27 protein-coding genes and 1 CRISPR repeat array are annotated in these 24305 nt (G+C 26.2%); of the genes, 25 read left to right on the forward strand and 2 right to left on the reverse strand.

Annotation, left to right across the window (positions count from 1 at the left end; translation table 11 throughout):
* The first annotated feature begins 1 nt into the window (after position 1).
* From BUA70_RS04840 to BUA70_RS04865, 8 genes are all read left to right on the forward strand, one after another.
* On the forward strand, positions 2–1186 hold the full coding sequence (locus BUA70_RS04840) for a phage tail protein (RefSeq protein ID WP_072894048.1): 1185 nt from the start codon (positions 2–4) through the stop codon (positions 1184–1186).
* Positions 1187–1192: 6 nt separating this feature from the next.
* Positions 1193–1540 carry a hypothetical protein gene (locus BUA70_RS04845; protein WP_072894051.1) on the forward strand — a complete coding sequence of 116 codons (348 nt, stop codon included), beginning with the start codon at positions 1193–1195 and terminating at the stop codon, positions 1538–1540.
* Positions 1540–1704: a hypothetical protein gene (locus BUA70_RS13145; protein WP_172607480.1), complete on the forward strand. Its 165-nt coding sequence runs from the start codon at positions 1540–1542 to the stop codon at positions 1702–1704. Before BUA70_RS04845 ends, BUA70_RS13145 begins: the two co-directional genes overlap by 1 nt.
* A 122-nt stretch (positions 1705–1826) precedes the next feature.
* Positions 1827–1997: a hypothetical protein gene (locus BUA70_RS13045; protein WP_159429642.1), complete on the forward strand. Its 171-nt coding sequence runs from the start codon at positions 1827–1829 to the stop codon at positions 1995–1997.
* Positions 1998–2266: 269 nt separating this feature from the next.
* Positions 2267–2753: direct repeats of the CRISPR family, unit length 29 nt; unit sequence GTAATAACTTAACTATATAGAATATGAAT.
* Positions 2754–2824: 71 nt separating this feature from the next.
* On the forward strand, positions 2825–4300 hold the full coding sequence (locus tag BUA70_RS04850; protein ID WP_072894053.1) for an RNA-guided endonuclease TnpB family protein: 1476 nt from the start codon (positions 2825–2827) through the stop codon (positions 4298–4300).
* An 87-nt stretch (positions 4301–4387) separates the two neighbouring features.
* Positions 4388–4612 (forward strand): BhlA/UviB family holin-like peptide, encoded by a 225-nt coding sequence (locus tag BUA70_RS04855; protein WP_072894056.1) that lies wholly within the window; start codon positions 4388–4390, stop codon positions 4610–4612.
* An 18-nt stretch (positions 4613–4630) separates the two neighbouring features.
* The gene (locus BUA70_RS04860; protein ID WP_072894059.1) at positions 4631–4882 is read left to right on the forward strand and encodes a phage holin family protein; all 252 of its coding nucleotides are present in this window, start codon (positions 4631–4633) and stop codon (positions 4880–4882) included.
* A 53-nt stretch (positions 4883–4935) separates the two neighbouring features.
* A complete protein-coding gene (locus BUA70_RS04865; protein WP_072894063.1) occupies positions 4936–5898 on the forward strand; it encodes an N-acetylmuramoyl-L-alanine amidase in 963 nt (320 codons plus the stop codon).
* A 127-nt stretch (positions 5899–6025) separates the two neighbouring features.
* Here BUA70_RS04865 and BUA70_RS04870 read toward each other — a convergent pair whose 3' ends face one another.
* On the reverse strand, positions 6026–6238 hold the full coding sequence (locus BUA70_RS04870; protein WP_072894067.1) for a hypothetical protein: 213 nt from the start codon (positions 6236–6238) through the stop codon (positions 6026–6028).
* Between the two features lie 492 nt (positions 6239–6730).
* On the opposite strand from BUA70_RS04870, the gene BUA70_RS04875 reads away from it, so the two are divergent.
* The 3 genes from BUA70_RS04875 (at position 6731) to BUA70_RS13050 (ending at position 8938) form a co-directional block, all read left to right on the forward strand.
* A complete protein-coding gene (locus BUA70_RS04875) occupies positions 6731–7633 on the forward strand; it encodes a DUF6731 family protein (protein ID WP_072894070.1) in 903 nt (300 codons plus the stop codon).
* A 21-nt stretch (positions 7634–7654) separates the two neighbouring features.
* On the forward strand, positions 7655–8179 hold the full coding sequence (locus BUA70_RS04880) for a hypothetical protein (RefSeq protein ID WP_072894074.1): 525 nt from the start codon (positions 7655–7657) through the stop codon (positions 8177–8179).
* Positions 8180–8788: 609 nt separating this feature from the next.
* Positions 8789–8938: a hypothetical protein gene (locus BUA70_RS13050; RefSeq protein ID WP_159429643.1), complete on the forward strand. Its 150-nt coding sequence runs from the start codon at positions 8789–8791 to the stop codon at positions 8936–8938.
* Between the two features lie 986 nt (positions 8939–9924).
* Here BUA70_RS13050 and BUA70_RS04885 read toward each other — a convergent pair.
* Positions 9925–10365, reverse strand: coding sequence for a helix-turn-helix domain-containing protein (locus BUA70_RS04885; RefSeq protein WP_072894077.1), 441 nt, complete (start codon positions 10363–10365; stop codon positions 9925–9927).
* Between the two features lie 17 nt (positions 10366–10382).
* Between BUA70_RS04885 and BUA70_RS04890 the strand changes: the two genes are divergently transcribed.
* The 14 genes from BUA70_RS04890 to ispG all read left to right on the forward strand — a co-directional run bounded on the left by BUA70_RS04890 (position 10383) and on the right by ispG (position 24239).
* Complete coding sequence (locus BUA70_RS04890; protein ID WP_072894080.1) at positions 10383–10850, forward strand: magnesium chelatase subunit ChlI family protein; 468 nt, start codon at positions 10383–10385, stop codon at positions 10848–10850.
* Between the two features lie 17 nt (positions 10851–10867).
* Entirely contained in the window at positions 10868–11920 is a 1053-nt protein-coding gene (gene dprA / locus BUA70_RS04895; protein WP_072894082.1) for a DNA-processing protein DprA, read from the forward strand.
* 49 nt (positions 11921–11969) lie between these two features.
* Entirely contained in the window at positions 11970–14051 is a 2082-nt protein-coding gene (gene topA, locus BUA70_RS04900; RefSeq protein ID WP_072894084.1) for a type I DNA topoisomerase, read from the forward strand.
* A 180-nt stretch (positions 14052–14231) separates the two neighbouring features.
* A complete protein-coding gene (codY, locus tag BUA70_RS04905) occupies positions 14232–15008 on the forward strand; it encodes a GTP-sensing pleiotropic transcriptional regulator CodY (protein WP_072894087.1) in 777 nt (258 codons plus the stop codon).
* Between the two features lie 210 nt (positions 15009–15218).
* Positions 15219–15920 (forward strand): 30S ribosomal protein S2, encoded by a 702-nt coding sequence (gene rpsB, locus BUA70_RS04910; RefSeq protein WP_072894090.1) that lies wholly within the window; start codon positions 15219–15221, stop codon positions 15918–15920.
* 82 nt (positions 15921–16002) lie between these two features.
* The gene (tsf, locus tag BUA70_RS04915) at positions 16003–16917 is read left to right on the forward strand and encodes a translation elongation factor Ts (RefSeq protein WP_072894092.1); all 915 of its coding nucleotides are present in this window, start codon (positions 16003–16005) and stop codon (positions 16915–16917) included.
* Between the two features lie 80 nt (positions 16918–16997).
* Positions 16998–17711, forward strand: coding sequence for a UMP kinase (gene pyrH, locus BUA70_RS04920; protein ID WP_072894093.1), 714 nt, complete (start codon positions 16998–17000; stop codon positions 17709–17711).
* A 10-nt stretch (positions 17712–17721) separates the two neighbouring features.
* The gene (gene frr, locus BUA70_RS04925) at positions 17722–18279 is read left to right on the forward strand and encodes a ribosome recycling factor (protein WP_072894095.1); all 558 of its coding nucleotides are present in this window, start codon (positions 17722–17724) and stop codon (positions 18277–18279) included.
* Between the two features lie 62 nt (positions 18280–18341).
* Positions 18342–19106, forward strand: coding sequence for an undecaprenyl pyrophosphate synthase (locus BUA70_RS04930; protein ID WP_072894097.1), 765 nt, complete (start codon positions 18342–18344; stop codon positions 19104–19106).
* Positions 19107–19120: 14 nt separating this feature from the next.
* Complete coding sequence (locus BUA70_RS04935; protein ID WP_072894100.1) at positions 19121–19915, forward strand: phosphatidate cytidylyltransferase; 795 nt, start codon at positions 19121–19123, stop codon at positions 19913–19915.
* Positions 19916–20039: 124 nt separating this feature from the next.
* Positions 20040–20993 (forward strand): AI-2E family transporter, encoded by a 954-nt coding sequence (locus tag BUA70_RS04940; RefSeq protein WP_072894103.1) that lies wholly within the window; start codon positions 20040–20042, stop codon positions 20991–20993.
* Positions 20994–21004: 11 nt separating this feature from the next.
* Positions 21005–22159, forward strand: coding sequence for a 1-deoxy-D-xylulose-5-phosphate reductoisomerase (gene dxr, locus BUA70_RS04945; RefSeq protein ID WP_072894106.1), 1155 nt, complete (start codon positions 21005–21007; stop codon positions 22157–22159).
* Between the two features lie 11 nt (positions 22160–22170).
* Entirely contained in the window at positions 22171–23181 is a 1011-nt protein-coding gene (gene rseP / locus BUA70_RS04950; protein ID WP_072894109.1) for an RIP metalloprotease RseP, read from the forward strand.
* A gap of 8 nt (positions 23182–23189) precedes the next feature.
* The gene (ispG, locus tag BUA70_RS04955) at positions 23190–24239 is read left to right on the forward strand and encodes a flavodoxin-dependent (E)-4-hydroxy-3-methylbut-2-enyl-diphosphate synthase (protein ID WP_072894111.1); all 1050 of its coding nucleotides are present in this window, start codon (positions 23190–23192) and stop codon (positions 24237–24239) included.
* Positions 24240–24305: the final 66 nt, after the last annotated feature.

Consider the following 24305-nt stretch of genomic DNA (forward strand, 5'->3'; position numbering starts at 1 on the left):
TTTGGCAGAACAATTTTATACTATATTAACTGCAACAGGTAAAGCAAAAATAGCTAATGCTAATGCATTGGGTACTAAATTAAATATAACCAAATTACAGGTTGGAGACGGAGGAGGAACTTACTATAATCCAACAGAGGACCAAACAGAACTTAAACATAAAGTTTGGGAAGGAAATGTAAACTCTATTTCAGTAGACAAAGAAAACCCTAATTGGATAGTAATAGAAACATTATTACCTGGAGATATTGGCGGATTTATGATTCGTGAAGCTGGTGTTTTTGATAATGAAAATAATCTTATAGCTATAGGAAAGTATCCTGAAACATATAAACCAGTTACAAGTGAGGGTAGTCTTAAAGATTTAAAAATTAGAATGATACTAGAAGTTAGTAATGCAGCTAATGTTACTTTAAAAGTAGATCCTACAGTTATTCTTGCTACGCAGAAAGACTTACAGTTTTTACAAAATAAAATAAATGAAACAAATGAACAAGTGAAAAATATAGAACTTACAGCTGAAAAGGTTAGTATTAAGGATTCAAGCAATAATTTTTCATCTAAAAACGTAGAAGGAGCTTTGGATGAACTTTTTACATTTGCCGATAACGGTAAAAAATTGTGGGTAGACGTTATCGGAAATCCTTTAAGTAAAAGTGACAGTTTTTCTACCCTAAAAAATAAAACTAATAATATTAAAAGCAACTTTGTAACGAAGTTAGCATCTAAAGGTATTTATAAAAATTATAATGACAATCTGCAAAGTTTAGTTGATAGCATAGATAATATTAAAGCATTAAAAACTTTAAAAGGTTCATCTGGTTTAACTTCGTGGGAAACTTATAGCTCAGGTGCTAGTTGGACAGCAATGAAAAATTTAACTTTTAACATAACTACAGGATTTCAACCTAAAATGATATTAATAAATGGAGAATATAAAGGTCTTCGTTATATTTATCCTTTTAGACTTATGATTTATGTGGAACAAAATAAATATGTAAAAGTTTCTAGCTATAACAATGTAGAAAATGCAGTATTCTATTATAATGCTGACCATGAAACCCTTATAGCGGAAATTACACCTAATAGTAACGGTTTTATTTTTAAAATTACAAATGAATCTTGGCCTGCTAATTTTGAATATAAAGATGCTTTTAAAATTGACTATACAGTAGTAGGAGGTTAGGCTAATATGGATGTGAAAAAAATAGGATATAGATTAATTTACAATAAAGAAAATGGAAATATACTTAACGGCACTTTTGGAGAAATGGAGGGTACTATTCCAGATTGGTTTAGACCTAAGGAATTAGGAATCTTAGATTTACCATTTGCTTATAATGATAATAATTTTAGAGAAGCTTTAGAATATCATATAGATGTTACAAAAGTAGGAAAATCTGAATTAAAATATATTATTGTTATAACAAAATATAAAGAACATATAGAAACAGAAGAAGAAAAATTAAGAAAAGAAAATAAAAAATTAGAAAATCAAATTTTATTACAAAATGATAAAGAAGTAGGAGGTATTTTATAATGGAAGTTAATATGGTAGTTGTGGAGATAGCAGCAAGAAGAATAATGGAGAAGGGAGAAAATCCTAAAACACATAAGACATATGTTATAGATGATGTAACTAATCAAGTTTATAGAAAAGCTATAGAAAATTATATATTAGAGCATACAGAGGGAATCATATAGGTCATATATTAGAGAAATAGATGAGGACTTTAGATAGTCTTTTTTATTTCTCTTTTTATAATGTATAAAATCTAATTTATTAGTCAATTATTATAGATAGTAATAAAATTGGAGTGATTAAAGTGTATGCAATAAGAAAAAATCATATTTATAAAGCAATTAAAATTAAACCTAATAAAAGAGAAACTGCTTTATGGTGTAGGTTAGATAATAGTAATAAATATTATTTAATATCAACGAAAAATTTATTTAACAATTTTATAGATGCTTTTAATCATTTAAAAAGAAAATAATATTTAACAAGTTAAGGCGATTCAACGTCTTTGGTTAGAGGATTATATCACTCGGCAAAAGGGTTAATGTATGTCAATATGTTACCGACATACTATTCTAAAAAATAATTTTGCAGTAAATCAAATTTTCATTAAATATGCCTTAAAGTTAGTTGCATCAATATATTACATGTATTTTTAATTTTGTTAATAAAATATTACTATAGAATTACTGCAAAAACTTTCGTTTTAAAGATGAATAATAGCACTATAACTATATTTACATTAGGGTAATAACTTAACTATATAGAATATGAATTATGCAAATGAAAGTTTATATTAAATTAATTTTAAAGTAATAACTTAACTATATAGAATATGAATACACCTATCTTTGCCCATTTCACAATTTCTTGCAAAGTAATAACTTAACTATATAGAATATGAATGCGTCTTTTGCAGATAATCCAAAAGCTGTCAACGTATGTAATAACTTAACTATATAGAATATGAATTACAAATACATTTCAGCTACATCAGAATTAACTTCAGTAATAACTTAACTATATAGAATATGAATTTTTAAACAGGGGGATTAAATGAGAAAAGAAGATATGTAATAACTTAACTATATAGAATATGAATAAGAAACTAGCTACTCCACTACCTGCTTTTATTAATCGTAATAACTTAACTATATAGAATATGAATGTACGTGGAGCAAGTATTAATTTAAAAGAAATATAGTGTAATAACTTAACTATATAGAATATGAATCATTCAAAGATTTTTATATACGAACTGATTTATAAATTAGAAATTTAGCTATATAAAAGGAGTACTTAATTTTGATAACAGTTAGAAAATTAAAATTATCTATAATGGCAGATGAAGAATTAAGAATACAGCAATTAAAATGGATAAAAGATGAGCAATATAACCAATATAGAGCATTAAATAATGGAATGGCATTTTTAATAGCAGATCATATGTTAAATACAGCAGAAAGTACTAAAATTATTTATAAAAATAATGAAATTAATAAAAAAAAGAAAAAAATTTATTATATGGAAGATAAGATAAAAAAAGAAAATAATAAGCTAGAAGAAGAGAAAATTTTAAAATTTGAATCAGATATAAATAAGTTAAAACATGAGATAAAAATATTAGAAAATGAAAAAGTAGAATTAGAATTAGAAACTAAAAACTTATCAGAGCAATTTAAAAATCATTATGTGGAAGATATGTATACAAGGCTTGATGAAATTCCATTTCAATATAAAGATAATAAATCATTAGTGCAAAATAGGTTGAAAAAAGATTTTGATTTTTATCTTAATAATGGTGGAAAAAGAGGTGAAAGAAAGCCTACAGCTTATAAAAGAGATTATCCGTTATTGATTAGAGGAAGATTGCTAAATTTTTATTATAATAAAGATAATGTTTTTATTAAGTGGATTGCAGGAATAACATTTAAAGTGGAATTGGGCAATAAAATAAAAAACAATATAGAATTACGTCATACATTACATCAATGCATGAATAATGAAAAATACAAAGTATGTGATAGTTCATTACAATTTGATAATAAAAATAACATAATACTAAACTTAACAATAGATATACCTATAAATACTTCTGAAAATAATTTTATAGAAGGAAGAGTAATGGGAGTAGATTTAGGAATGAAAATTCCTGCATATGCTAGTTTTAATGATGTAGAATATTGTAGAGCATTTGGAGATATAGAAGATTTTCTTAGAGTTAGAACTCAATTGCAATCTAGAATGAGAAAATTACAGATGGCATTAACTTTAATTAAAGGGGGACATGGAAGAGGAAAGAAGTTACAAGCTCTAAATAGATTAAAGGACAAAGAAAAGGATTTTGTTAACACATATAATCATATGATTAGTAAGAGAATAATTGAATATTCAATAAAAAATTGTTGTGGTGTTATAAATTTGGAATACTTATCATTAGCAGCTAGAGAAAAAGATTTATTTTTAACTTTACAACCTCAAAAAAGTAACAGAATAAAAAGAAATTGGAGTTATTATGATTTACAAACTAAAATTGAAAATAAAGCAAAAAAATATGGAATAATAGTAAAAAAGATTGATCCATATCTTACATCACAAACTTGCCATATTTGTGGAAATTATGATGAAGGTCAACGCATTTCTCAAGAGCAGTTTGAGTGTAAAGCGTGTAATAGAAAGTTTAATGCAGATTATAATGCAAGCAAGAATATAGCTCTAAGCACAAAGTATATTAATAATATTAATGAAAGTGAATTCTTTAAGAGATATAAAAATAATTAATAATAAGGAACAATTAAATTTTTACTAATATTGAGTAGTTAAATACTACTCTTTTTTTATGCTCAATTATAGAAAGGACGTGATTATTTGGATACGGAATTATGGAAGATGGTAGTAAGTCAAGGAATATTCGCTTGTCTATTTACTTATTTACTGCTTTATGTTCTTAAGACTAACAGCAAAAGAGAAGATAAATATCAAACAACTATAGATAAGAATCAAACTATAATTCAAGATTTAGCAAATAAATTTAATGTTATAGAAAAAGTTCAGAAGGATGTAGAAGATATAAAAAATAAAATAGAAAAATAATTTTAAGGAGATGTTTTTATGGATAATATAATTAAATTTGTACCTGAACAGTTATTAATTTTAGTAGCTGCACTATATGTGATAGGAGTATTTTTAAAATCTACTCCTAAAATACAGGATTGGTTTATTCCTTGGATAATATTAATTCTAGGTATAGGTTTTAGTATATCAATTATGGGAATAAATCCTACAAGCATATTACAAGGTATTATATGTGCATTTGGAGCCATAGGAACTAACCAATTAGTAAAGCAAACAATAAATAAATAAAAATTCAGGGAGCAAATAAGCTCTCTTTTTTAATCTAAAAGGAGATGTTTTTTATGATTATAGGGAAAAGAGCAGGTCATAGTGATAATTGTATAGGAGCTGTTGGTATTGTTGATGAACACCAACAAATGAAACAATTAGACTATATTACAACACAAATATTTGAAAAATATGGACATACGGTTATTAACTGTAATAGCAATAAATATACAGCTAATGAAGAATTAGTGGAAGGTGCTAGAGAAGCAAATAGACAATATATTGATATATTCTTAAGCTTGCATATGAATGCTTCGAATGGAGAAGGTCATGGTACAGAATGTTGGGTACATAGTCCATGCTGTAGAGCTGAAAATACTGCTAAAAAATTAGTTAATAATTTATCTAAATTAGGTTTCTATAACAGAGGTGTTAAATATAATAGCAGATATTATGAAATGAGAGCTATTGATGCACCTAACATAATAGTAGAAACTTGTTTCTGTGATTCTCAAAAAGATATAGATGTTTATAATAAATATTCTTGGGAGCAATTAGGATATGCTATATGTAATGCTGTAGATCCTAATATCCCATTTGAACCACCAGCTGATAATACTAAATATTATATAGAAACAAAAATATTTAATTGTGAAAAATATGGGGTTTATCTTCCGTATGTTTTACCTTATTTTAAGGGGTTTAGTACATATGCACTTAGCTATAGTAAAAATATATGGATAATAACTCAGTATTTATCAGATGAGCAAATAGAAAAATTAAAAGTTGATTTAGGAGACTTATATTACGATACAAGAAGTGATGATAATGGTAAATGGATTATCACACAATACCTTCCATATGGAGAATGGGGTGTGTATTTACCTAGTATAATGAAATATTTTGAAGGAATTAACTGCTATTTAATGGCAGATAACAAAGAAATATGGTTTGATACTCAATGGTTAAATAAAGAAGAATGTGAAGATTTAAGGAATAGCCTAACTACATGGGTAAATGATGTTAAATCTGAATAATTAATTTATATTTAGATATAAACCCTAAAACCTCTAGAATAAAATTCTTCTAGAGGTTTTAATTATATAATTACATATATTGATAATCATCAGTGTGCAATTAAGGTTAAAGTTCCTATATCTGATTTTATAATATTATTGGTTTATAATTTAATATTTTATCTGCAATTTCTTCAGAAGATAGCTCAGTATAAAATATTAAATTAATTGGATCTGGATAAATAACATTTTCTTCTAATTTAAATATTAATTTATCAACCATATCTTCTGACCATTCATCTTTAGGATTCTTTATAGAATTTATTAATTCTATAATTTCTTCTCTATTAAGCTTTTCCATTTTAATTACAACTCCTTTTAATAAAATAATTAATCTATCTTGAATTCACCTCTTTGAAAGTGGTAATCTTTATCTAAATTATATGTAATAAAAACATATATTTATAAAAAAATTATCGTTTCATATTATTTCTATATAATGTTTATTACATTTAAAGTAACATATATAAACATTATGTTATATTTGATATGAATCTAAATAATTTCTAACATACTCAATCAGTTCTTTTTTTATCCATTCATTTTCATATAATACTCCAGCTTCTCATATTTTCTACTTAAGTATATTTATTTCAATATGTAAATTTTAACATATATAAAATGTAAATATAATACCTTAATTTCATTTATATGGTATATTGTCCAATTTATTAATATATTGTAAAATAAAAAAGAACCTATCACATTTTACTATAGGATAAGTTCTTTAAAATAAAATTATTCTCAATTATATATATTATACCATATGTTTTTTGAGATAGAAAGGATACATATGACAGCAAGAAAATTTAAAACTAATTATTTTTATGCAATCACAGAAAATGGTAGAGGGGAGCAAAGGTTGGTAAATTTGACTATCATATTTAATCAATTGGTTAAAATACCTCCTCAAGATCGTATATTAATAGAGGGTGAAGGAAATATACAATTAAAAGAAATTAAGTATAATGAAAAAATAAAAAGATGGTCATTATGCTTTTTGAGGAATAAAATAGATGCTCCATTCATAACGAAGCTAAGTGATAAAACAAATCAGGCTGAATCATTAGATGATGATGAATTTGTTGGACAAGAATGTTGTATGCTATATGATGAAAAAAGTAAAATAATAGCATTACAAAATAATAGGGCTAGTATATCCTTTACTGGAGTTTCACATTTTTTATCTGATTATATTGAAGATAAAATTAATTTATCTGCTATAGTATATAAAGATAAGTATACAGATATTTCTTATGATGAAAATATAAATTATAAAAGTGTTATAATAGGTTATACTGATATTAAAAAGATATTAGAATTAGATAATATGGAAGATGATGAAAGTATAGAATTTTTAGCAAAGATAGCTAATAATTTATCTGCAATTAATGGGAAAATAGAATTAAATGTTGGTAGAACAAAAAAATTTTTAGGAAAAGATAGTTTAAAATCAATAGTAGATTTTTTTAAAAGAAATAAAGATGTAACTAACACTATAAAAGTTAAAATGGTAGAACATGATAATGTTAGATTAATTGATTTAATTAATAATAAAGTTTATGATAATATATCAATAGAGATATCAAAAAATGATCCTAAAACTTTTAATAAAATATTAGCAGCTATGAATATACGTTTAGATGAGGCATTAATGAAGACTTTTGATAAATGCAAAAAATTCACTGAAAACTAAAAATAACTAGGAGGTAGATCTATGAAATATAAAAAATATTTTAAAAATTTTATGACTTATAATATTTTTTTAACTATTATCATTATAATTTTTTATAAACTAAATTATAATGATAAAATAATAAAATATATATTATTTAATACAAGTATAGTAAAATTTCAAGATCTACTTACTGTAATAATAACAATTTTATCTATATTTGTTGGTGCAGTGATTACTGTAGCAACAGTTTTAATTTCAATGTGTGATAAAAGAATTTTAAAACTTATAAAAAAATATAATAAAGTTAAATACTTAATATCATCTATAAAAATTGCTATATCTACTGGAATTTTAACAATTATTTTCTTGGCAATAATATATAGTAATTGTGATTTTAAAATAATATATATTAGATTATGTTTACTGTATATTTCAGGATTTCTTATATATATTTTTATTAAGAGAAGTATGTTATTAATTAATTTAGTTATTAAACTTCTAAATAATTCATTTTATAATGATGATACATTAGAACAAGAAGTAAAATTAAAAGATAAACAATAATATAAATTTATTTATTGTAATAAAAAGAACCTTAAATTAATAAGGTTCTTAAAAAATAATAGGGTGTAATCACATACTAAAACTATAAATAATCTTAATTTTTTTGCTGAGATTTTGTCAACTTTTTTGTGATTTTTTCAAATAAAGTATCCTTCAGCAACTTAGGACTTTTTTCAAACCAAAAGAAATGGATAAGATTTTATAATCTTACCCTTCTCTTTTATAGTTTAAATCAATATTCATATAATTCCCTAAAGTTAATGGTATAATAATATTAACAAACTAAATTATATTAATATTATTTTTATAAAAAGTTATAATCATTAAGTTATTCGAACATATTAATTGTTCCCCATATAAACATTCCATAAAAATTCAACCATTTATATTAATTTCATTTTTAAAAGATATATTATTAAGATCCTCAAAAAGAATCGGTCCCCCCGATTCTTTTTTTGCAAATATCTAATGAATATTTTAATATTATATATCATATTATAGTTGTAAGCATACAAACTAATAATATTGTTCTACTTATTAAATCCTAGAAAGTCGGTAGTAATATATTCCCCTGCCGACTTTTTGTTATAATTAAATAGAGGTGATTCTATGAAACTTATACAAATAGCTGAAAACAAATATAAGATTATAGATCATAAAGGAAATTTAATTATGGAGTTGGAAGGAAATTTTACAGAAGAACAGCTTCAGGAACAACTTAGAAATTATCACGAATCTTATATAATAAATAAATCATGATTAATTCCATGCTTTATTTATACATGTAATAACTTCTAATATTCAAATAGATATTTTAAATGGTTAAATAAAATATTTACAATTATTTATATTTTATGATATAATTGTAAATATACTATATTAATATTTATTTATATAAATATTTCAAAATCTAACTGTTTTTATATTAATTAAATCTTTTAAAATTTTGTAAAAATATATTACGGAAATCCTAAAAAAGAATCGGTACCCCGATTCTTTTTTACAAATAGATAATTTTCTATAAAGAAATTTATAGTAATACATTATCCTGGAGTAAAATTGCTCTAGGATATTTTTATAATACATCCTTCATATATATTGTTTTAATTTATTTTAAGTTCATAATAACTTTTTGCATGCATTAACATTCTTATCATATTTCTTAATTTTAATTATAAAAATATAATTTACATTGTGAATTTAATTTTTTTCAGTTATATCATTCTTTCCATTTTCAAATTTTTTATTTAAACTCTTATATCAAATCTTTATCGTTTCTATATAATAAATCAATAAAATTTTTCTAAAGTTATATAATAGTTTTATTTTTCAAAAGGATATTCTTAAACATATACTGCAAATTTATAGTATATTAAAAAAATTAATATTAAACAATATTTATTGGAATTATAATCCATAAATGAAGTATAATAAAAATGTAAAGTAGATAATTACTATATTAGATAAATAATAATTTGATAGGAGGATTTTAAATGAATATTGCTCTTTGGATTGCGATAGGTGCTACTTTTTTATGCGTTTTTTATGTTTTTGTTGTTAACAATAAAAACGGTAAGAAGAGATAAATTCCAATTTATCAAGTAGATTATAATTTTATATTTACACATATGTTAAAAATGTAAACTATTAATTAATATTTAATAAAAAAATTACTACTATTATATATATCTATTATACATATTTATATAGTAAATATTTTTTTAATAAAAATAATTAAAAGACACTTAGTTAAGTGTCTTTTTTAATTCCAAAAGTTTCTCTACTATTATAATAGAATTTCTATCAGTTAAAAATCCTTGCTTATATTCAGCTATCACGTATTTTTTATTGAAAAGATATATTGATAGATCTTCATCACTTTTAAAGCCCATATAAGCTCTTATCTTTAATAATACATCATCTATTGTTTTTTCACTCATTGTTTTTAAATTTAAATATTTTATGTGATCCACATTGAATAAATTACATATCAACTTGTAATAATTATACTTATAAGCAGTGTTTAGAGTTCCTTTTTCTATTTTAGCTAGTGTAGTAGTAGAAATATTTGTTTTAGAAGCTACATATTTTAAAGTCACGTTATTTTTTAATCTTAGATTTTTTAACTTTATACCTATTTTTTCTTCCAAGGTATTAAAGTTATCAACTTTAATGTTTGTATGCATGCCCTTGTGGAAACTTTTTGAATTTTTCAAAGGGGAAACAATGTACTTGTACAGAAAGTGAAAGAAATAAATATTTAAATAAGTTGTCAAAGGCTATAGTCGATAGAATGGATATATTTACAAATGTTTCTTATATAGATTTTAGTGAAATGCGGGGGAAAGCTTTAGAAGAATCTTCAGATAAAATAAAAGAAAGAGTTGAAAAAGTTAGAGAAATTCAAAAAATAAGATATAAAAATGAAAGGGTAAGTTGCAATTCTCAATTAAATCATAATCAAATTATAAAATATATAAATCTTGATTCAAAAGCAGAAGAAATATTAAAGCTCTATTGGAAAAAGTGGTCTTTAAGCAATAGAGCAATAGATAAAATTTTAAAATTATCTCAAACAATAAGTGATATGGAAGAAAGTGAAAAAATTTTTACAAAACATATATACGAAGCTTTTAATTATAGAAAATATGTAAATGGAGAAATCATGTAGAGGTAAGGGAGAAAGTGATGGATTTTTATAAGCTATGGTTTGCTAATTTAGATATATCATATAAGGTTAAAAAGGAAATATATACTAATTATTCTGAAGAAAAATGTATATTTTATGACAGAAAAAATATATATTTGAGAAAAAAAGCAGTTGACAAAAAAATAGATAACATATTAAATGATATTAATGCATCAATAAAAAATATAGTAGAAAAGGAAGATATTAAAGTAGTAGGAATAAAAGATAGTGATTATCCAAAAAACTTAAAAGAATTAGAGAATCCACCTATATATTTATTTTATAAAGGTAATATAAATATTTTAAATGAGAAAAATAATATAGCTATTGTAGGTTCTAGAAGGTGTACTTCTTATGGAGCAGAAGTGACAAAGATTGTATCAAAAAATATTTCAAATAATAATTTAAACATAGTAAGCGGAGGAGCTTTAGGTATTGATTCTATAGCTCATAAAACTGCTTTAGAAAATAAGGGTACTACCTCAATAGTTTTAGGATGTGGAATCGATGTGATTTATCCTAAGTATAACAAAAACATATTTAAAGAAGTACTAAAAGATGGCTGTATATTATCAGAATTTCCTATAGGAACTCCACCTATTAGTTATAATTTTCCTATAAGAAATAGAATAATAAGTGGACTTTCTAGGGCTATAATTATAGTGGAAGGAACTAATAAAAGTGGTTCTATGATTACTGTTAAATATGGCCTAGAACAAGGAAAAGATATTTTAGCTGTACCTGGTTCTATATTTTCTTCTATGAGTGAAGGGCCTAATAGCTTAATAAAAGATGGAGCTTTAGTTTTAGATTCTATGGAAGAGTTAAATTCTTATTTTAATTTTTCAAAGATAGGAGAAAAGAACGAAAGTATAGTGGATGGAATAAAAGAAAGAATATTAAAGTTTTTAAAGGATGGACCTATGCATATTGATGAAATAATAAGACATATTGATGTTGACACATCTGACATTTATAGGTTATTATTTGAAATGCAATTTGATAATAAGATAATTAGTTTTTCAGGTAATTATTATGGTAAGATAAATTAGTATTTTAAGGGGGTGAATACTCTGAAAAGATATTTTTCAGAGTTTTATAATGGGTCAAAATCTTGTAATAGTTGAATCACCAGCTAAAGCTAAGACAATCGGTAAGTATTTAGGCAAAAATTATGTAGTGGAAGCTTCAATGGGCCATGTAAGAGATTTACCTAAAAGTCAATTAGGTGTTGATATAGATAATAATTTTAATCCAAAATATATTACTATAAGAGGTAAAGGCGAACTTCTTGATAAATTAAAAAAGCTTGCTAAGAAAAGTGATAAGGTTTTTCTAGCAACGGACCCTGATAGGGAAGGAGAGGCAATATCTTGGCACTTAGCTTATGCTTTAAAGATTCCAGAGGATAAAAAATGTAGAATAGTATTTAATGAAATAACAAAAACTGCAGTTAAAAACTCCATAAAAGAAGCTAGAGAAATAAATACTAATTTAGTAGATGCTCAGCAAGCAAGAAGGGTATTAGACAGATTAGTAGGTTACGAAATAAGTCCACTTCTTTGGAGAAATGTTAAATGGGGTTTAAGTGCTGGTAGAGTTCAATCAGCAGCTCTTAAATTAATTTGTGATAGAGAAGAAGAAATTAATAATTTTAAACCTCAAGAATATTGGACTGTAGATTGCAAACTTAAAAAAGCAAATAAAAAATTTGATGTTAAATTAGCAACGTATAAAGGTAAAAAATTTGAAATATTTACTGAAGAGGAAGCCAATAAAACAATACAAGAATTAAAAGAAAATGATTTTGTAGTAAGTAAGGTTAAAAAAGGAGAAAAAACTAAAAATCCATTGCCACCTTTTACTACTAGTACACTTCAACAAGATGCAAGTAAGAAATTAAACTTTATGACAAAGAGAACTATGTCAATAGCTCAACAACTTTATGAAGGTGTTGAAATTAAAGGATATGGTACAGTAGGTTTAATAACTTATATGAGAACAGACTCTGTTAGAATATCAAAAGAAGCTCAGGATAAAGCAGCAGAGTTTATAAAAGAAAGTTATGGAGAAAGTTATGTACCAGAAAGCTTAAGAGTTTATAAGAGTAAGAAAAATATACAAGATGCTCATGAAGCTATAAGACCTACTTATATTGAAATAACTCCAGAAATAGCTAAAGATAATCTATCCTCAGAGCAATATAAGTTGTATTCTTTAATTTGGAAAAGATTCGTTGCAAGTCAAATGGCTTCTTGTATATTAAACACAAACTCTATTGAAATAAAAAATGGAGATTATAAACTAAGAGCAAATGGATCTACTATAAAATTTGATGGATTCATGAAAATATATGAATACACAAATGATGAAGATAAAGATGGAATTATATTGCCAGAAATAAAAGAAGAAGAAATTTTAAAAGAAGATAGTATCTTAGGAAAACAACACTTTACTCAACCACCGGCAAGATATACAGAAGCTTCCTTTGTAAAACTTCTTGAAGAAAAAGGTATAGGAAGACCAAGTACGTATGTTCCAACTATTTCAACTTTAGTAGATAGAAAATATGTACAAAGAGAAAAGAGAAATTTAATTCCAACAGAACTAGGATTTATAGTAAACAATATAGTAAGTGAATACTTTAAGCAAATAGTAGATACAGATTTTACTGCAGAGATGGAATTAAAATTAGACTTTGTAGAAGAGGGAAAAGAAAACTGGACAGAAATAGTTAAAGAATTTTTTGATCCTTTAAAAGTTTCTATTGAAAAAGCAGAAAAGGAAATATCAAAGATAATTATTGAAGATAAAGTAACAGATGTTCCTTGTGATAAATGTGGTAGAATGATGGTTATAAAACATGGGCGTTTCGGTGACTTCTTAGCTTGTCCTGGATATCCAGACTGCCAAAATACAAAGCCTATAGTTGAAGAAGTAGATGCTCCTTGTCCTTTATGTGGAGGAAAGGTAGTAGTGAAAAAAAGTAGAAAAGGTAGAAAATTTTATGGGTGCTCTAATTATCCAGAATGTACTTTTGTAAGTTGGAATGAACCAGCAAAAGAAAAATGTCCAAAATGTGGAGAAATGATGGTTTATAAATATAGCAAAACAAAAGGCAAATATTTAGAGTGTACTAATAAGGAATGTAAGAATAAGGTTGAATTAAATAACGAAAAATAAGGTGTTCTCCTATTTCAAATGTCGAAATTAATAAAAAGATAGTTGAAATAGGAGAATTATTATGTTAATATAGTCTAGTGAAATAAATAATTTTAAATATTTAAATAATTTACAATTTTCTAAAAATAATAAATTTTCAGTTACATAAAGATAAATGGTAATTTTACAAGGGGGAAGTATATGTCAACATTATTAAATAAAACAAGAATGTTAAATAAGATACTACAAAAATCAGGTACCGAAGCAGTAGCCTTTGAAGATATTTGTAAGTTATTAAGTGAAGTACTTTCTTGTAATGTGTATATAGCAAGTAGAAAAGGTAAGATTTTAGGGCATACTTTCTCAGAAAGTTTCGAATGTGAAATAATGAAGAGAAAAGTTTTAGATGATAAAAGATTTCCTGATAGCTACAATGAAAAGCTGTTAAACATACAAGAAACTATTGCTAACTTAGCTAATAAGGGATTATGTGTTTTTGAAGGAGAAGGAGAGTGCATAGTATCTGATAAAATAACTACTATAGTTCCAATAGTAGGAAACAGAGAAAGATTAGGTACTTTAATTTTAGCAAGATTTAATACTCCTTTTACAGATGATGATTTAGTTTTAGCAGAATATAGTGCTACTATAGTAGGAATGGAAATATTAAGAGCAAAACAAGATGAATTAGAAGAAGAAGCTAGAAAAAAAGCTGTAGTACAGCTTGCTATAGGAACTCTTTCATATTCAGAACTTGAAGCTGTTGAGCATATTTTCGATGAGTTAGATGGAAATGAAGGACTTTTAGTTGCATCAAAGATAGCAGATAAAGTTGGAATAACAAGATCTGTTATAGTTAATGCATTAAGAAAATTTGAAAGTGCTGGAGTTATAGAATCAAGATCTCTTGGTATGAAGGGAACTCATATAAGAATCTTAAATGAAAAACTATTAGATGAATTAAAGAAGATAAAATAGTCTAAAATAAGAAGAGAAATTAATTTCTCTTCTTATTTTTTTAAATTTATTTAAAAAAATAAAATTTGTATTGATAGAAGTAAAGGGTTATGCTATACTATCAGAGGTAATAAAATACACACATTGTCTAATTTATGAAATGGTGCCCTAAGGGAAGTTTTATAAATATGAAGACAATGGAGGAATTAACCAAATTTAGGAGGTAACACAATGTCAGTAATTTCAATGAAACAATTATTAGAAGCTGGTGTACACTTTGGACACCAAACTAGAAGATGGAACCCTAAGATGGCTCCTTACATCTTTACAGAAAGAAACGGTATATATATAATAGACCTTCAAAAAACTGTTAAAAAAGTTGAAGAAGCTTACGACTTTGTTAAAGAAGTTGCAGCAGAAGGAAAAGATATATTATTCGTAGGAACTAAAAAGCAAGCTCAAGAAGCTATAGAAGAAGAAGCTATAAGATCAAACATGCATTTCGTTAATAACAGATGGTTAGGTGGAATGTTAACTAACTTCAAAACTATAAAAACAAGAATAAAAAGATTAAATGATATTAAAGAAATGGAACAAGATGGAACATTTGACGTTCTTCCAAAGAAAGAAGTTATAAAGCTAAGAGCAGAAATGGAAAAGCTTGAAAAGAACCTTGGCGGAATAAAAGAATTAGATTCAACAAACATAGGAGCTATGTTCGTTGTTGATCCAAGAAAAGAAAAGAATGCTATATCAGAAGCTAAAATTCTTGGAATCCCTGTAGTTGCTATAGTTGATACTAACTGTGATCCAGATGAAGTTGACTATGTAATCCCAGGAAATGATGATGCAATCAGAGCGGTTAAATTAATAACTGCTAAAATAGCAGATGCTATAATTGAAGGCAGACAAGGTGAACAAATAGCTGAGTAATAATTTAGCTTAATAATAAAACTAAGGTAGATGAAGGTTTCTTCATTTACCTTTTAAATTAACAATTTAAGGAGGAATAACAATGATAAGTGCAAAATCAGTTAAGGAATTAAGAGAAAGAACTGGCGCTGGAATGATGGATTGTAAGAAGGCTTTAACAGAGGCTAATGGCGATATGGAAAAAGCTGTTGAAATATTAAGAGAAAAAGGTCTTGCTGCTGCTGCTAAAAAAGCAGGTAGAGTAGCTGCTGAAGGAATAGTTAAAACTTATGTTTCAGATGATAAGAAAGTTGCTGGAATAGTTGAGTTAAACTGTGAAACAGACTTCGTTGCTGCAAATGATGAGTTTATAGAATTTGCAAGCAAGTTAGCAGAAATGGCATCAAAGACTGATGCTAAAAATGTTGAAGAACTTATTGCTGAGAAGTTTAATGCTGAGCAAACAGTTCAAGAAGCTTTAACAGCTTTAATAGCTAAGCTTGGAGAAAACATGACAGTAAGAAGATTCCAAAAATTCGCAATCGAAAATGGAGTTGTTCAAAGCTACATACATGGTGGTGGAAGAATAGGTGTTGTTGTTGAGTTAGCATGTGATAATGCAAACGACAAAGTTGCTGAAGCTGCTAGAGAATTATGTATGCAAGTAGCTGCTGCAAATCCTTTATTCTTAAACGAAGATCAAGTTGATCAAGTTGCTATAGAAAAGGAAAAAGAAATCTACAGAGCACAAGCTTTAAATGAAGGAAAACCTGAAAAAATCGTTGAAAAAATGGTTGAAGGAAGAATTAAAAAGTACTACAAAGAAGTATGTCTTGTAGATCAAGCTTGGGTTAAAGATGGTGACAAATCAATAGCTAAGTACTTAGAAGAAGTTTCTAAGGAAGTTGGTTCTCCAGTAAGTGTTACTAGATTCGTAAGATTCGAAAGAGGAGAAGGAATAGAAAAGAAAGAAGAGAACTTTGCAGAAGAAGTTGCAAGACAAGTTCAAGGAAAATAATAATTTAACATAAGAGAACACTTAGTGTTCTCTTTTTTTGAAAAAAGACTTATCTAAAATATGAATATGGAGGTACAACAATGGAAGGGTGCAAATATAAAAGAGTAATATTAAAATTATCAGGAGAAGCTTTAGCAGGACAAAATGGTTTTGGAATAGATTTTAATGTTGCCTTAAGAATAGCTAAAGAAATAAAAGAATTAGTAGATATGGGCGTTGAAGTTGGTGCTGTTGTAGGTGGCGGTAACATATGGAGAGGTAGAAGCGGTGAAGGTATGGATAGAACCACTGCTGACTACATGGGAATGCTTGCTACATGTATAAATGCCCTTGCATTACAAGATTCTTTAGAATCTTTAGGAGTATTAACTAGAGTTCAAACAGCAATAGAGATGAAGGAAGTAGCAGAACCATTTATAAGAAGAAAAGCTATGAGACATCTTGAAAAAGGAAGAGTTGTTATATTTGCTGCAGGAACAGGTAATCCATATTTTTCAACAGATACAACAGCAGCTTTAAGAGCAGCAGAAATAGAGGCAGATGTAATACTTTTAGCTAAGAAAGTAGACGGAGTTTATGATAAGGATCCTCATAAGTATGCAGATGCAAAAAAATATGATACACTATCATATATAGAAGTTTTAGAGCAAGGTCTTCAAGTTATGGATTCAACTGCAACATCACTTTGTATGGATAATAATATTCCAATTTTAGTATTTGGTCTTGATGCAGAAGGAAACATTCAAAAAGCTATAAAAGGCGAAAAAATTGGAACTTTAGTTTGTAAAAAATAGGAGGTAAATTATGATTAAGGACGTAATGAAAAAGTGTGAAGAAAAAATGAATAAAACTTTAAGCGTTTTAGAATCTGATCTTTCAACTATGAAAGCGGGAAGAGCTAATCCAACAATGCTTGATAGAATTCAAATAGATTACTATGGAAGCATGTGCCCTTTAAATCAAGTAGCTAATATATCATCACCAGAACCAAGATTATTAGTTATAACTCCATGGGAAAAAACAATGCTAAAAGAAATAGAAAAAGCTATATTAAAATCAGATTTAGGAATAAATCCTACAAATGATGGAGCAATTATAAGATTATTAGTTCCAGAATTAACAGAAGAAACAAGAAAAACTCTTGTTAAGACAGTTAAGAAAACTGGAGAAGAAGCTAAAGTAGCTATAAGATCAATAAGAAGAGATGGAAATGATAAAATCAAAAATCTTAAAAAAGATGGAGATATATCAGAAGACGAAATAAAAAAAGCTGAAGAAGATATTCAAAAGCTAACTGATAAGTATGTAAAAGAAATTGACAAGGTTATATTAGCTAAAGAGAAAGAAATCATGTCAATATAATATTAAACCTGCTTCTTTAGCAGGTTTTTTTATAAGTAGAGTATTTTGGAGGTAACAGTTAGATGATTAGCATATTTAAATCTAACAAAGAAGAATCAAAAGGAAACAATATAGTTTTAGATAAAGAAAATATTCCAAAACATATAGCAATTATAATGGATGGAAATGGCAGATGGGCAAAAGAAAGAAATTTACCAAGAACTTTTGGCCATAAAGCAGGAGTAGAAACTATAAGAAAAATACTTAAAGAATGTGATAAAATAGGTGTAAGATATTTAACTTTATATGCTTTTTCAACAGAAAATTGGAAAAGACCTAAAGATGAAGTCTCTGCTTTAATGAAATTATTAGTAGAATATTTAAGAAAAGAATTGGAAGAATTAAATAAAAATAATGTAGTTGTAAGAAGTATTGGAGATATAAGTAAATTGCCTAAAATATGTCAGGATGAATTAATGGCTTCTTATAAAAAAACAAAAAATAATACTGGAGTAGTTTTAAATTTAGCATTAAACTATGGTGGTAGAGATGAAATAATATATGGAATAAAAAAAGCTTATGAAAAAATACAAAAGGGAGAAATCTCAATTGATGATATAGATGATACTACCTTTGGAAACTTTTTATATACTGAGGGTATACCAGATCCAGACTTAATAATTAGACCTAGTGGAGAACAAAGATTAAGTAATTTTCTTTTATGGCAATGTGCTTACTCTGAATTTTGGTATTCCACAATAAATTGGCCTGATTTTAAGGAAGAAGATCTTCATAAAGCTATCTATGATTATCAACATAGAAACAGGAGATTTGGTGGAATAAAATAAATGGAGGAATAAAAATGAAGTCTAATAGTAGGTATCTTGGAGCACTTATATTAGCTCCTCTTGTAATATTCATATTTTTAGGAGGAGTTTATCTTAAAAGTTTAACTATAGCTTTATCAGTACTTGGTTTATATGAGTTTTATAAGACTGTAAAGGTTAAAGATTATAAACCAATAGACTTTATAGGATATGTTTTATTAGTCTTATACTATGCTTTTAATAATAATTTAGAAATATTAGCCATACTTTTAATTCTAGCAACATTTATACTTTTATGTATACCGGTTTTAGACATTAAATATAATTTTATTGATATGTCATTAACTCTTTTAGGATTTATCTATGTAGGAGTATTTTTTAGTTTCATACATTTAGTAAACATAAAAGAAGGTGGACAATATCTAGTTTGGTTAATTTTTATATCTTCTTGGCTTTGCGATACAACAGCTTATTATTCAGGAAAATATTTAGGAAAGCATAAACTTTGTCCTAAAGTTAGTCCTAAAAAAACTATAGAAGGATCTATAGGTGGACTTTTAGGTAGTACTATTGCCTGTGGTATTTTTGGAATAATTTTTAACAAATATATACCTAATGTACCTATATATAATTATTTTATAATAGGAGCTATATGTGGAGTATTTTGTCAATTTGGTGACTTAGTAGCATCTTCTATAAAAAGATATGCAGGAATTAAAGATTATAGTAATTTAATATCAGGTCACGGTGGAATATTAGATAGATTCGATAGTATACTATTTTCCGCTGTGGTTATATATATGTATTTATCATATATAGTAATGATTTAAACTATTAAATAAAAAAGATAGATTTAACTAAATCTATCTTTTTTATTTAATAGTTTATTTTTGTTATTATATTAATCTTTCTACTATATAATTATATATAAAGATTTATATGTTGGAGAGAGAGTTGAAAAATTTAATTAATAAAGTATCTATAGCCTTTATAGTTTTTATAGTTTTTATAGTGTTAGGAATTACAATTCAATATTATTTTACCCCGTTTATATATATAATTATACTTTATATATTAGCTATGCCTATTTTTAATTTTTTTAAAAAGATTATTCCAAATGATAATCTTTCCGGTGCTTTAACTTTAATATTAATAAACCTTACATTATTTTTTATAATTTTTTATTTAGGAAGTGAACTTTTTGATATTGTTAAAGAGATTTTGTCTAAAGATTTAACTAATATGGACAAGTTTAAAGAGTTTATATTAAAATTTTTAAAAGAAGGAGATGTAAGTTCTATTGACTTTGATATTATAATTAAAAATAAGGATTGGCTACAAAAAGGGGCTAAGATCACTACTGAAAATATAGTGTCTTATGTTTTTTCTAATATATTTGTTTATTTTTTATTAACTGATTTAGAATATATAAAAGAGTCAATTAAAGTTATTTTGCCAAAAAGTTTTTCAAAGACTTTTATAAATACTATAAATAAATATAAAAATATTATATTTATTGAAGGATTTTTAGTGCTTATAACTACAATAGAATATCTTTTAGGATTTATTATACTAGGAATTCCTAAAAGTCTATTTTTATCATTACTTTGTGGAATTCTTGACTTACTGCCTTATGTTGGAACTATTATTGTATTTATACCTTTAATAATATACAATATTATATTAAAGGAATATTTTATTGCAATTGGTTTAGTTTTATTATATATTTTAGCACAAATAATAAGAGAAATATTAGAAACTAAATATGTTGGAAAAAATTTAGAATTACATCCTTTATTAGTTCTATTATCTATATATTTAGGACTAAAATTTTTAGGTATAATAGGCTTTGTATTAGGACCTTTATATGTTTTGTTTTTAAAAGAAATAAATTATAATACTACTTAGGAGGACTGTAAATGAAAAATATATCAATATTAGGAGGAACTGGATCTATAGGAAGTCAAACTTTAGATGTTATAGAGTTCCATAAAGATAAATATAAATTAATAGCAATATCAGCACATAAAAGTATAGAGAAAATGAAGGAAATAATAAAAAAGTTTTCTCCAAAATATATTGTTATTACAGATAAGGAAAGCTATAATAATTTAAAAGAATATTTAGAAAATAGTAAAATAGAAACAAAAATATTATATGGTATTGAAGGGCTTAAAGAAATTGCATCATTGAAAGAGGTAGATATAGTAGTTACATCTGTAGTTGGAATGATAGGTCTTCAGCCTACACTAGAGGCTATAAGAGCTGGGAAAGATATTGCTTTAGCTAATAAAGAAACTTTAGTTGTAGCAGGAGAAATTGTAATGAAAGAAGCAAAGGAAAATGGAGTTAAAATTTTACCTGTAGACTCTGAACATAGTGCTATCTTTCAATGTCTTCAAGGAAATTCTTTAGGTGAAATAGATAAAATATTATTAACTGCATCTGGAGGTCCTTTTAGAGGAAAAAATAAAGAGTTTTTAAAGAAAATTAAGTTAGAAGATGCTCTTAATCATCCTAATTGGGCTATGGGTAAGAAAATAACTATAGATTCATCTACTCTTATGAACAAGGGACTTGAAGTTATAGAAGCACATTGGTTATTTAATTGCAATTATGATGATATACAGGTGGTTGTACACCCACAATCAGTTGTTCATTCTATGATTCAATATAATGATGGAGCAGTTATAGCACAAATGGGAACTCCAGATATGAGACTACCAATTCAATATGCTTTAAATTATCCAAAAAGAGAAAAGAATATTGCAAAGAAGCTAGATTTTTATAATTTATCTTCTCTTACCTTTGAAAAACCGGATATGGAAACTTTTCCTTGTTTAAAACTAGCTTATAAAGCAGGGAAAATAGGTAAGTTAATGCCAACTATATTAAATGGAGCAAATGAAGCTTTAGTAGATCTTTTCTTAAATGAAAAAATAGATTATGTAAAAATACCAGAAATAATAGAAGAATGTATGAATAAATTTGATTATAATAAAGAGGTTACAGTAGAAAATATAATAAGTATGGATAAAGAGGTTAGAGAATATATTTACAATAATTACAAATAGGGAGGAAAAGTATGTACATTGTATGGGCTATACTAGCTTTTAGTTTACTAATAATAGTTCACGAATTTGGTCATTTTATTTTAGCAAAAATTAATGGGGTTAAAGTATTAGAGTTTTCTATTGGAATGGGACCTAAAGTTTTTGGGATAAAAAGAAAAGAAACAGAATACTGTTTAAAAGCTCTTCCAATAGGTGGATATGTTAAAATGTACGGAGAGGAAGAAGATGTAAATGATAGTGGATCTTTTTCTAGTAAATCTCCTCTTCAAAGAATATCTATAATAGCAGCAGGAGCTATTATGAATATATTATTAGCTCTTTTATGCTTCGGTATTTACACTTCTCAAACAGGAATAGCTTTAACTACTATTAAGGAAGTATTACCAGATTCACCTGCTCAAGCGGCAGGATTAAAGCCAGGAGATGAAATTTTAAAAGCTGGAAAAACCAAAATATTAACTAAAAATGATTTAATTGTAGCTTTAGCAGAATCTAAAGGTGATCCTATAGATATTAAGTATAAAGGTGCTGAAGGAATTAAGGAGTCAATTGTTACTCCTAAATTGGATAATGATGGAAGATATTTAATAGGAATAACTAATGACTTTATAGAAAAACCTACATTTATTCAATGTGTAAAAAATAGTTTTTTAGAAGGAGTATCTATGGTTAAACAAACCTATGGAGCTTTAAAAACTATAATAACAGGAAAAGCAAATCTTAAAAAAGATGTAGGTGGTCCAGTAACTATAGTTAAGATGTCAGGGCAAATTGCAAAGGCAGGATTTTTACCATTAGTATGGTTTACTGCATTTTTAAGTACTCAACTTGCAGTATTTAACTTACTTCCATTCCCTGCTTTAGATGGAGGATGGATAGTTATATTATTAATTGAAATGATTTCAGGAAGAAAGGTTCCAGAAAAGGCAGTTCAATTTGTAAATACTTTAGGCTTTATGGCTCTTATGGCTCTTATGGTTTTAGTAACAGTAAAGGATATTTTATTTCCTATTAAGTTTTAGGAGGACATATGAATAGAAGATTAACAAGAAAGATAAAAATTAAGGATATATATATTGGTGGAGATTCTAGAGTAACTGTTCAATCAATGACTAATACAGATACTAAAGATGTAGAAGCTACAGTATCTCAAATAAATGCATTAGAAGAGGCTGGCTGTGATATTGTAAGATGCACAGTTCCAGATATGGAAGCTGCAAAAGCTATAAAAGAAATAGTAAAGAGAGTAAATATTCCAGTAGTTGCAGATATTCACTTTGATTATAGATTAGCTTTAGAATCAATAAAAAATGGGATTTCAGCTCTTAGAATAAATCCAGGAAATATAGGTAGTGAGGAAAGAGTAAGATCTGTAGCAGAAGAAGCTAAAAAAAATAACATACCAATTAGAATAGGTGTAAATTCTGGTTCTTTAGAAAAAGATATATTAAAAAAATATGGCAAACCTACTCCAGAGGCTTTAGTTGAAAGTGCCTTAAGACATGTAAATATATTAGAGAAAGTAGGTTTTTATGATATAGTTATATCAATAAAATCTTCAGATGTTATAAATATGATAGAAAGTTATAGATTAATATCAAAGAAAGTAGACTATCCTCTTCATTTAGGGGTTACAGAGGCTGGAACTGTATGGAGAGGAACTATAAAATCAAGTATTGGTATAGGAGCTTTACTTTCAGAAGGTATAGGAGACACTATTAGAGTTTCATTAACAGGAGACCCTGTAGAGGAGATAAAGGTTGGAAGAGAAATATTAAAAACCTTTGGGTATATTAAAGGTGGTATAGAATTTGTTTCTTGTCCTACCTGCGGAAGAACAAAAATAGATCTTATAAAAATAGCCAAAGAAGTAGAGGATAAATTATCTTCTTGCCAAAAGAATATAAAAGTCGCTATAATGGGATGTATAGTAAATGGACCAGGAGAAGCTAGAGAAGCAGATATTGGAATAGCCGGTGGTAATGGAGAAGGACTTATATTTAAAAAAGGTGAAGTGATTAAAAAAGTTAAAGAAGAAAATTTAATAGAAGAACTATTAAAAGAAATAGACAAAATGTAAAAAGCGACTAAGTCGCTTTTTTATTGTCTAATAATAAGATAAAATAATACACTTAAAGCTTTAAAT

The organism is Clostridium fallax (assembly GCF_900129365.1).
Classification (GTDB): Bacteria; Bacillota; Clostridia; order Clostridiales; family Clostridiaceae; genus Clostridium_AH; species Clostridium_AH fallax.

Coding starts and splice junctions, on each gene's coding strand:
- BUA70_RS04845 (WP_072894051.1), top strand. CDS start 1,193: ATGGATGTGAAAAAAATAGGATATAGATTAATTTACAATAAAGAAAAT.
- BUA70_RS13145 (WP_172607480.1), top strand. CDS start 1,540: ATGGAAGTTAATATGGTAGTTGTGGAGATAGCAGCAAGAAGAATAATG.
- BUA70_RS04860 (WP_072894059.1), top strand. CDS start 4,631: ATGGATAATATAATTAAATTTGTACCTGAACAGTTATTAATTTTAGTA.
- BUA70_RS04865 (WP_072894063.1), top strand. CDS start 4,936: ATGATTATAGGGAAAAGAGCAGGTCATAGTGATAATTGTATAGGAGCT.
- BUA70_RS04870 (WP_072894067.1), bottom strand. CDS start 6,238: ATGGAAAAGCTTAATAGAGAAGAAATTATAGAATTAATAAATTCTATA.
- BUA70_RS04875 (WP_072894070.1), top strand. CDS start 6,731: ATGACAGCAAGAAAATTTAAAACTAATTATTTTTATGCAATCACAGAA.
- BUA70_RS04880 (WP_072894074.1), top strand. CDS start 7,655: ATGAAATATAAAAAATATTTTAAAAATTTTATGACTTATAATATTTTT.
- BUA70_RS13050 (WP_159429643.1), top strand. CDS start 8,789: ATGAAACTTATACAAATAGCTGAAAACAAATATAAGATTATAGATCAT.
- BUA70_RS04885 (WP_072894077.1), bottom strand. CDS start 10,365: ATGCATACAAACATTAAAGTTGATAACTTTAATACCTTGGAAGAAAAA.
- dprA (WP_072894082.1), top strand. CDS start 10,868: ATGGATTTTTATAAGCTATGGTTTGCTAATTTAGATATATCATATAAG.
- topA (WP_072894084.1), top strand. CDS start 11,970: ATGGGTCAAAATCTTGTAATAGTTGAATCACCAGCTAAAGCTAAGACA.
- codY (WP_072894087.1), top strand. CDS start 14,232: ATGTCAACATTATTAAATAAAACAAGAATGTTAAATAAGATACTACAA.
- rpsB (WP_072894090.1), top strand. CDS start 15,219: ATGTCAGTAATTTCAATGAAACAATTATTAGAAGCTGGTGTACACTTT.
- tsf (WP_072894092.1), top strand. CDS start 16,003: ATGATAAGTGCAAAATCAGTTAAGGAATTAAGAGAAAGAACTGGCGCT.
- pyrH (WP_072894093.1), top strand. CDS start 16,998: ATGGAAGGGTGCAAATATAAAAGAGTAATATTAAAATTATCAGGAGAA.
- frr (WP_072894095.1), top strand. CDS start 17,722: ATGATTAAGGACGTAATGAAAAAGTGTGAAGAAAAAATGAATAAAACT.
- BUA70_RS04930 (WP_072894097.1), top strand. CDS start 18,342: ATGATTAGCATATTTAAATCTAACAAAGAAGAATCAAAAGGAAACAAT.
- BUA70_RS04935 (WP_072894100.1), top strand. CDS start 19,121: ATGAAGTCTAATAGTAGGTATCTTGGAGCACTTATATTAGCTCCTCTT.
- dxr (WP_072894106.1), top strand. CDS start 21,005: ATGAAAAATATATCAATATTAGGAGGAACTGGATCTATAGGAAGTCAA.
- rseP (WP_072894109.1), top strand. CDS start 22,171: ATGTACATTGTATGGGCTATACTAGCTTTTAGTTTACTAATAATAGTT.
- ispG (WP_072894111.1), top strand. CDS start 23,190: ATGAATAGAAGATTAACAAGAAAGATAAAAATTAAGGATATATATATT.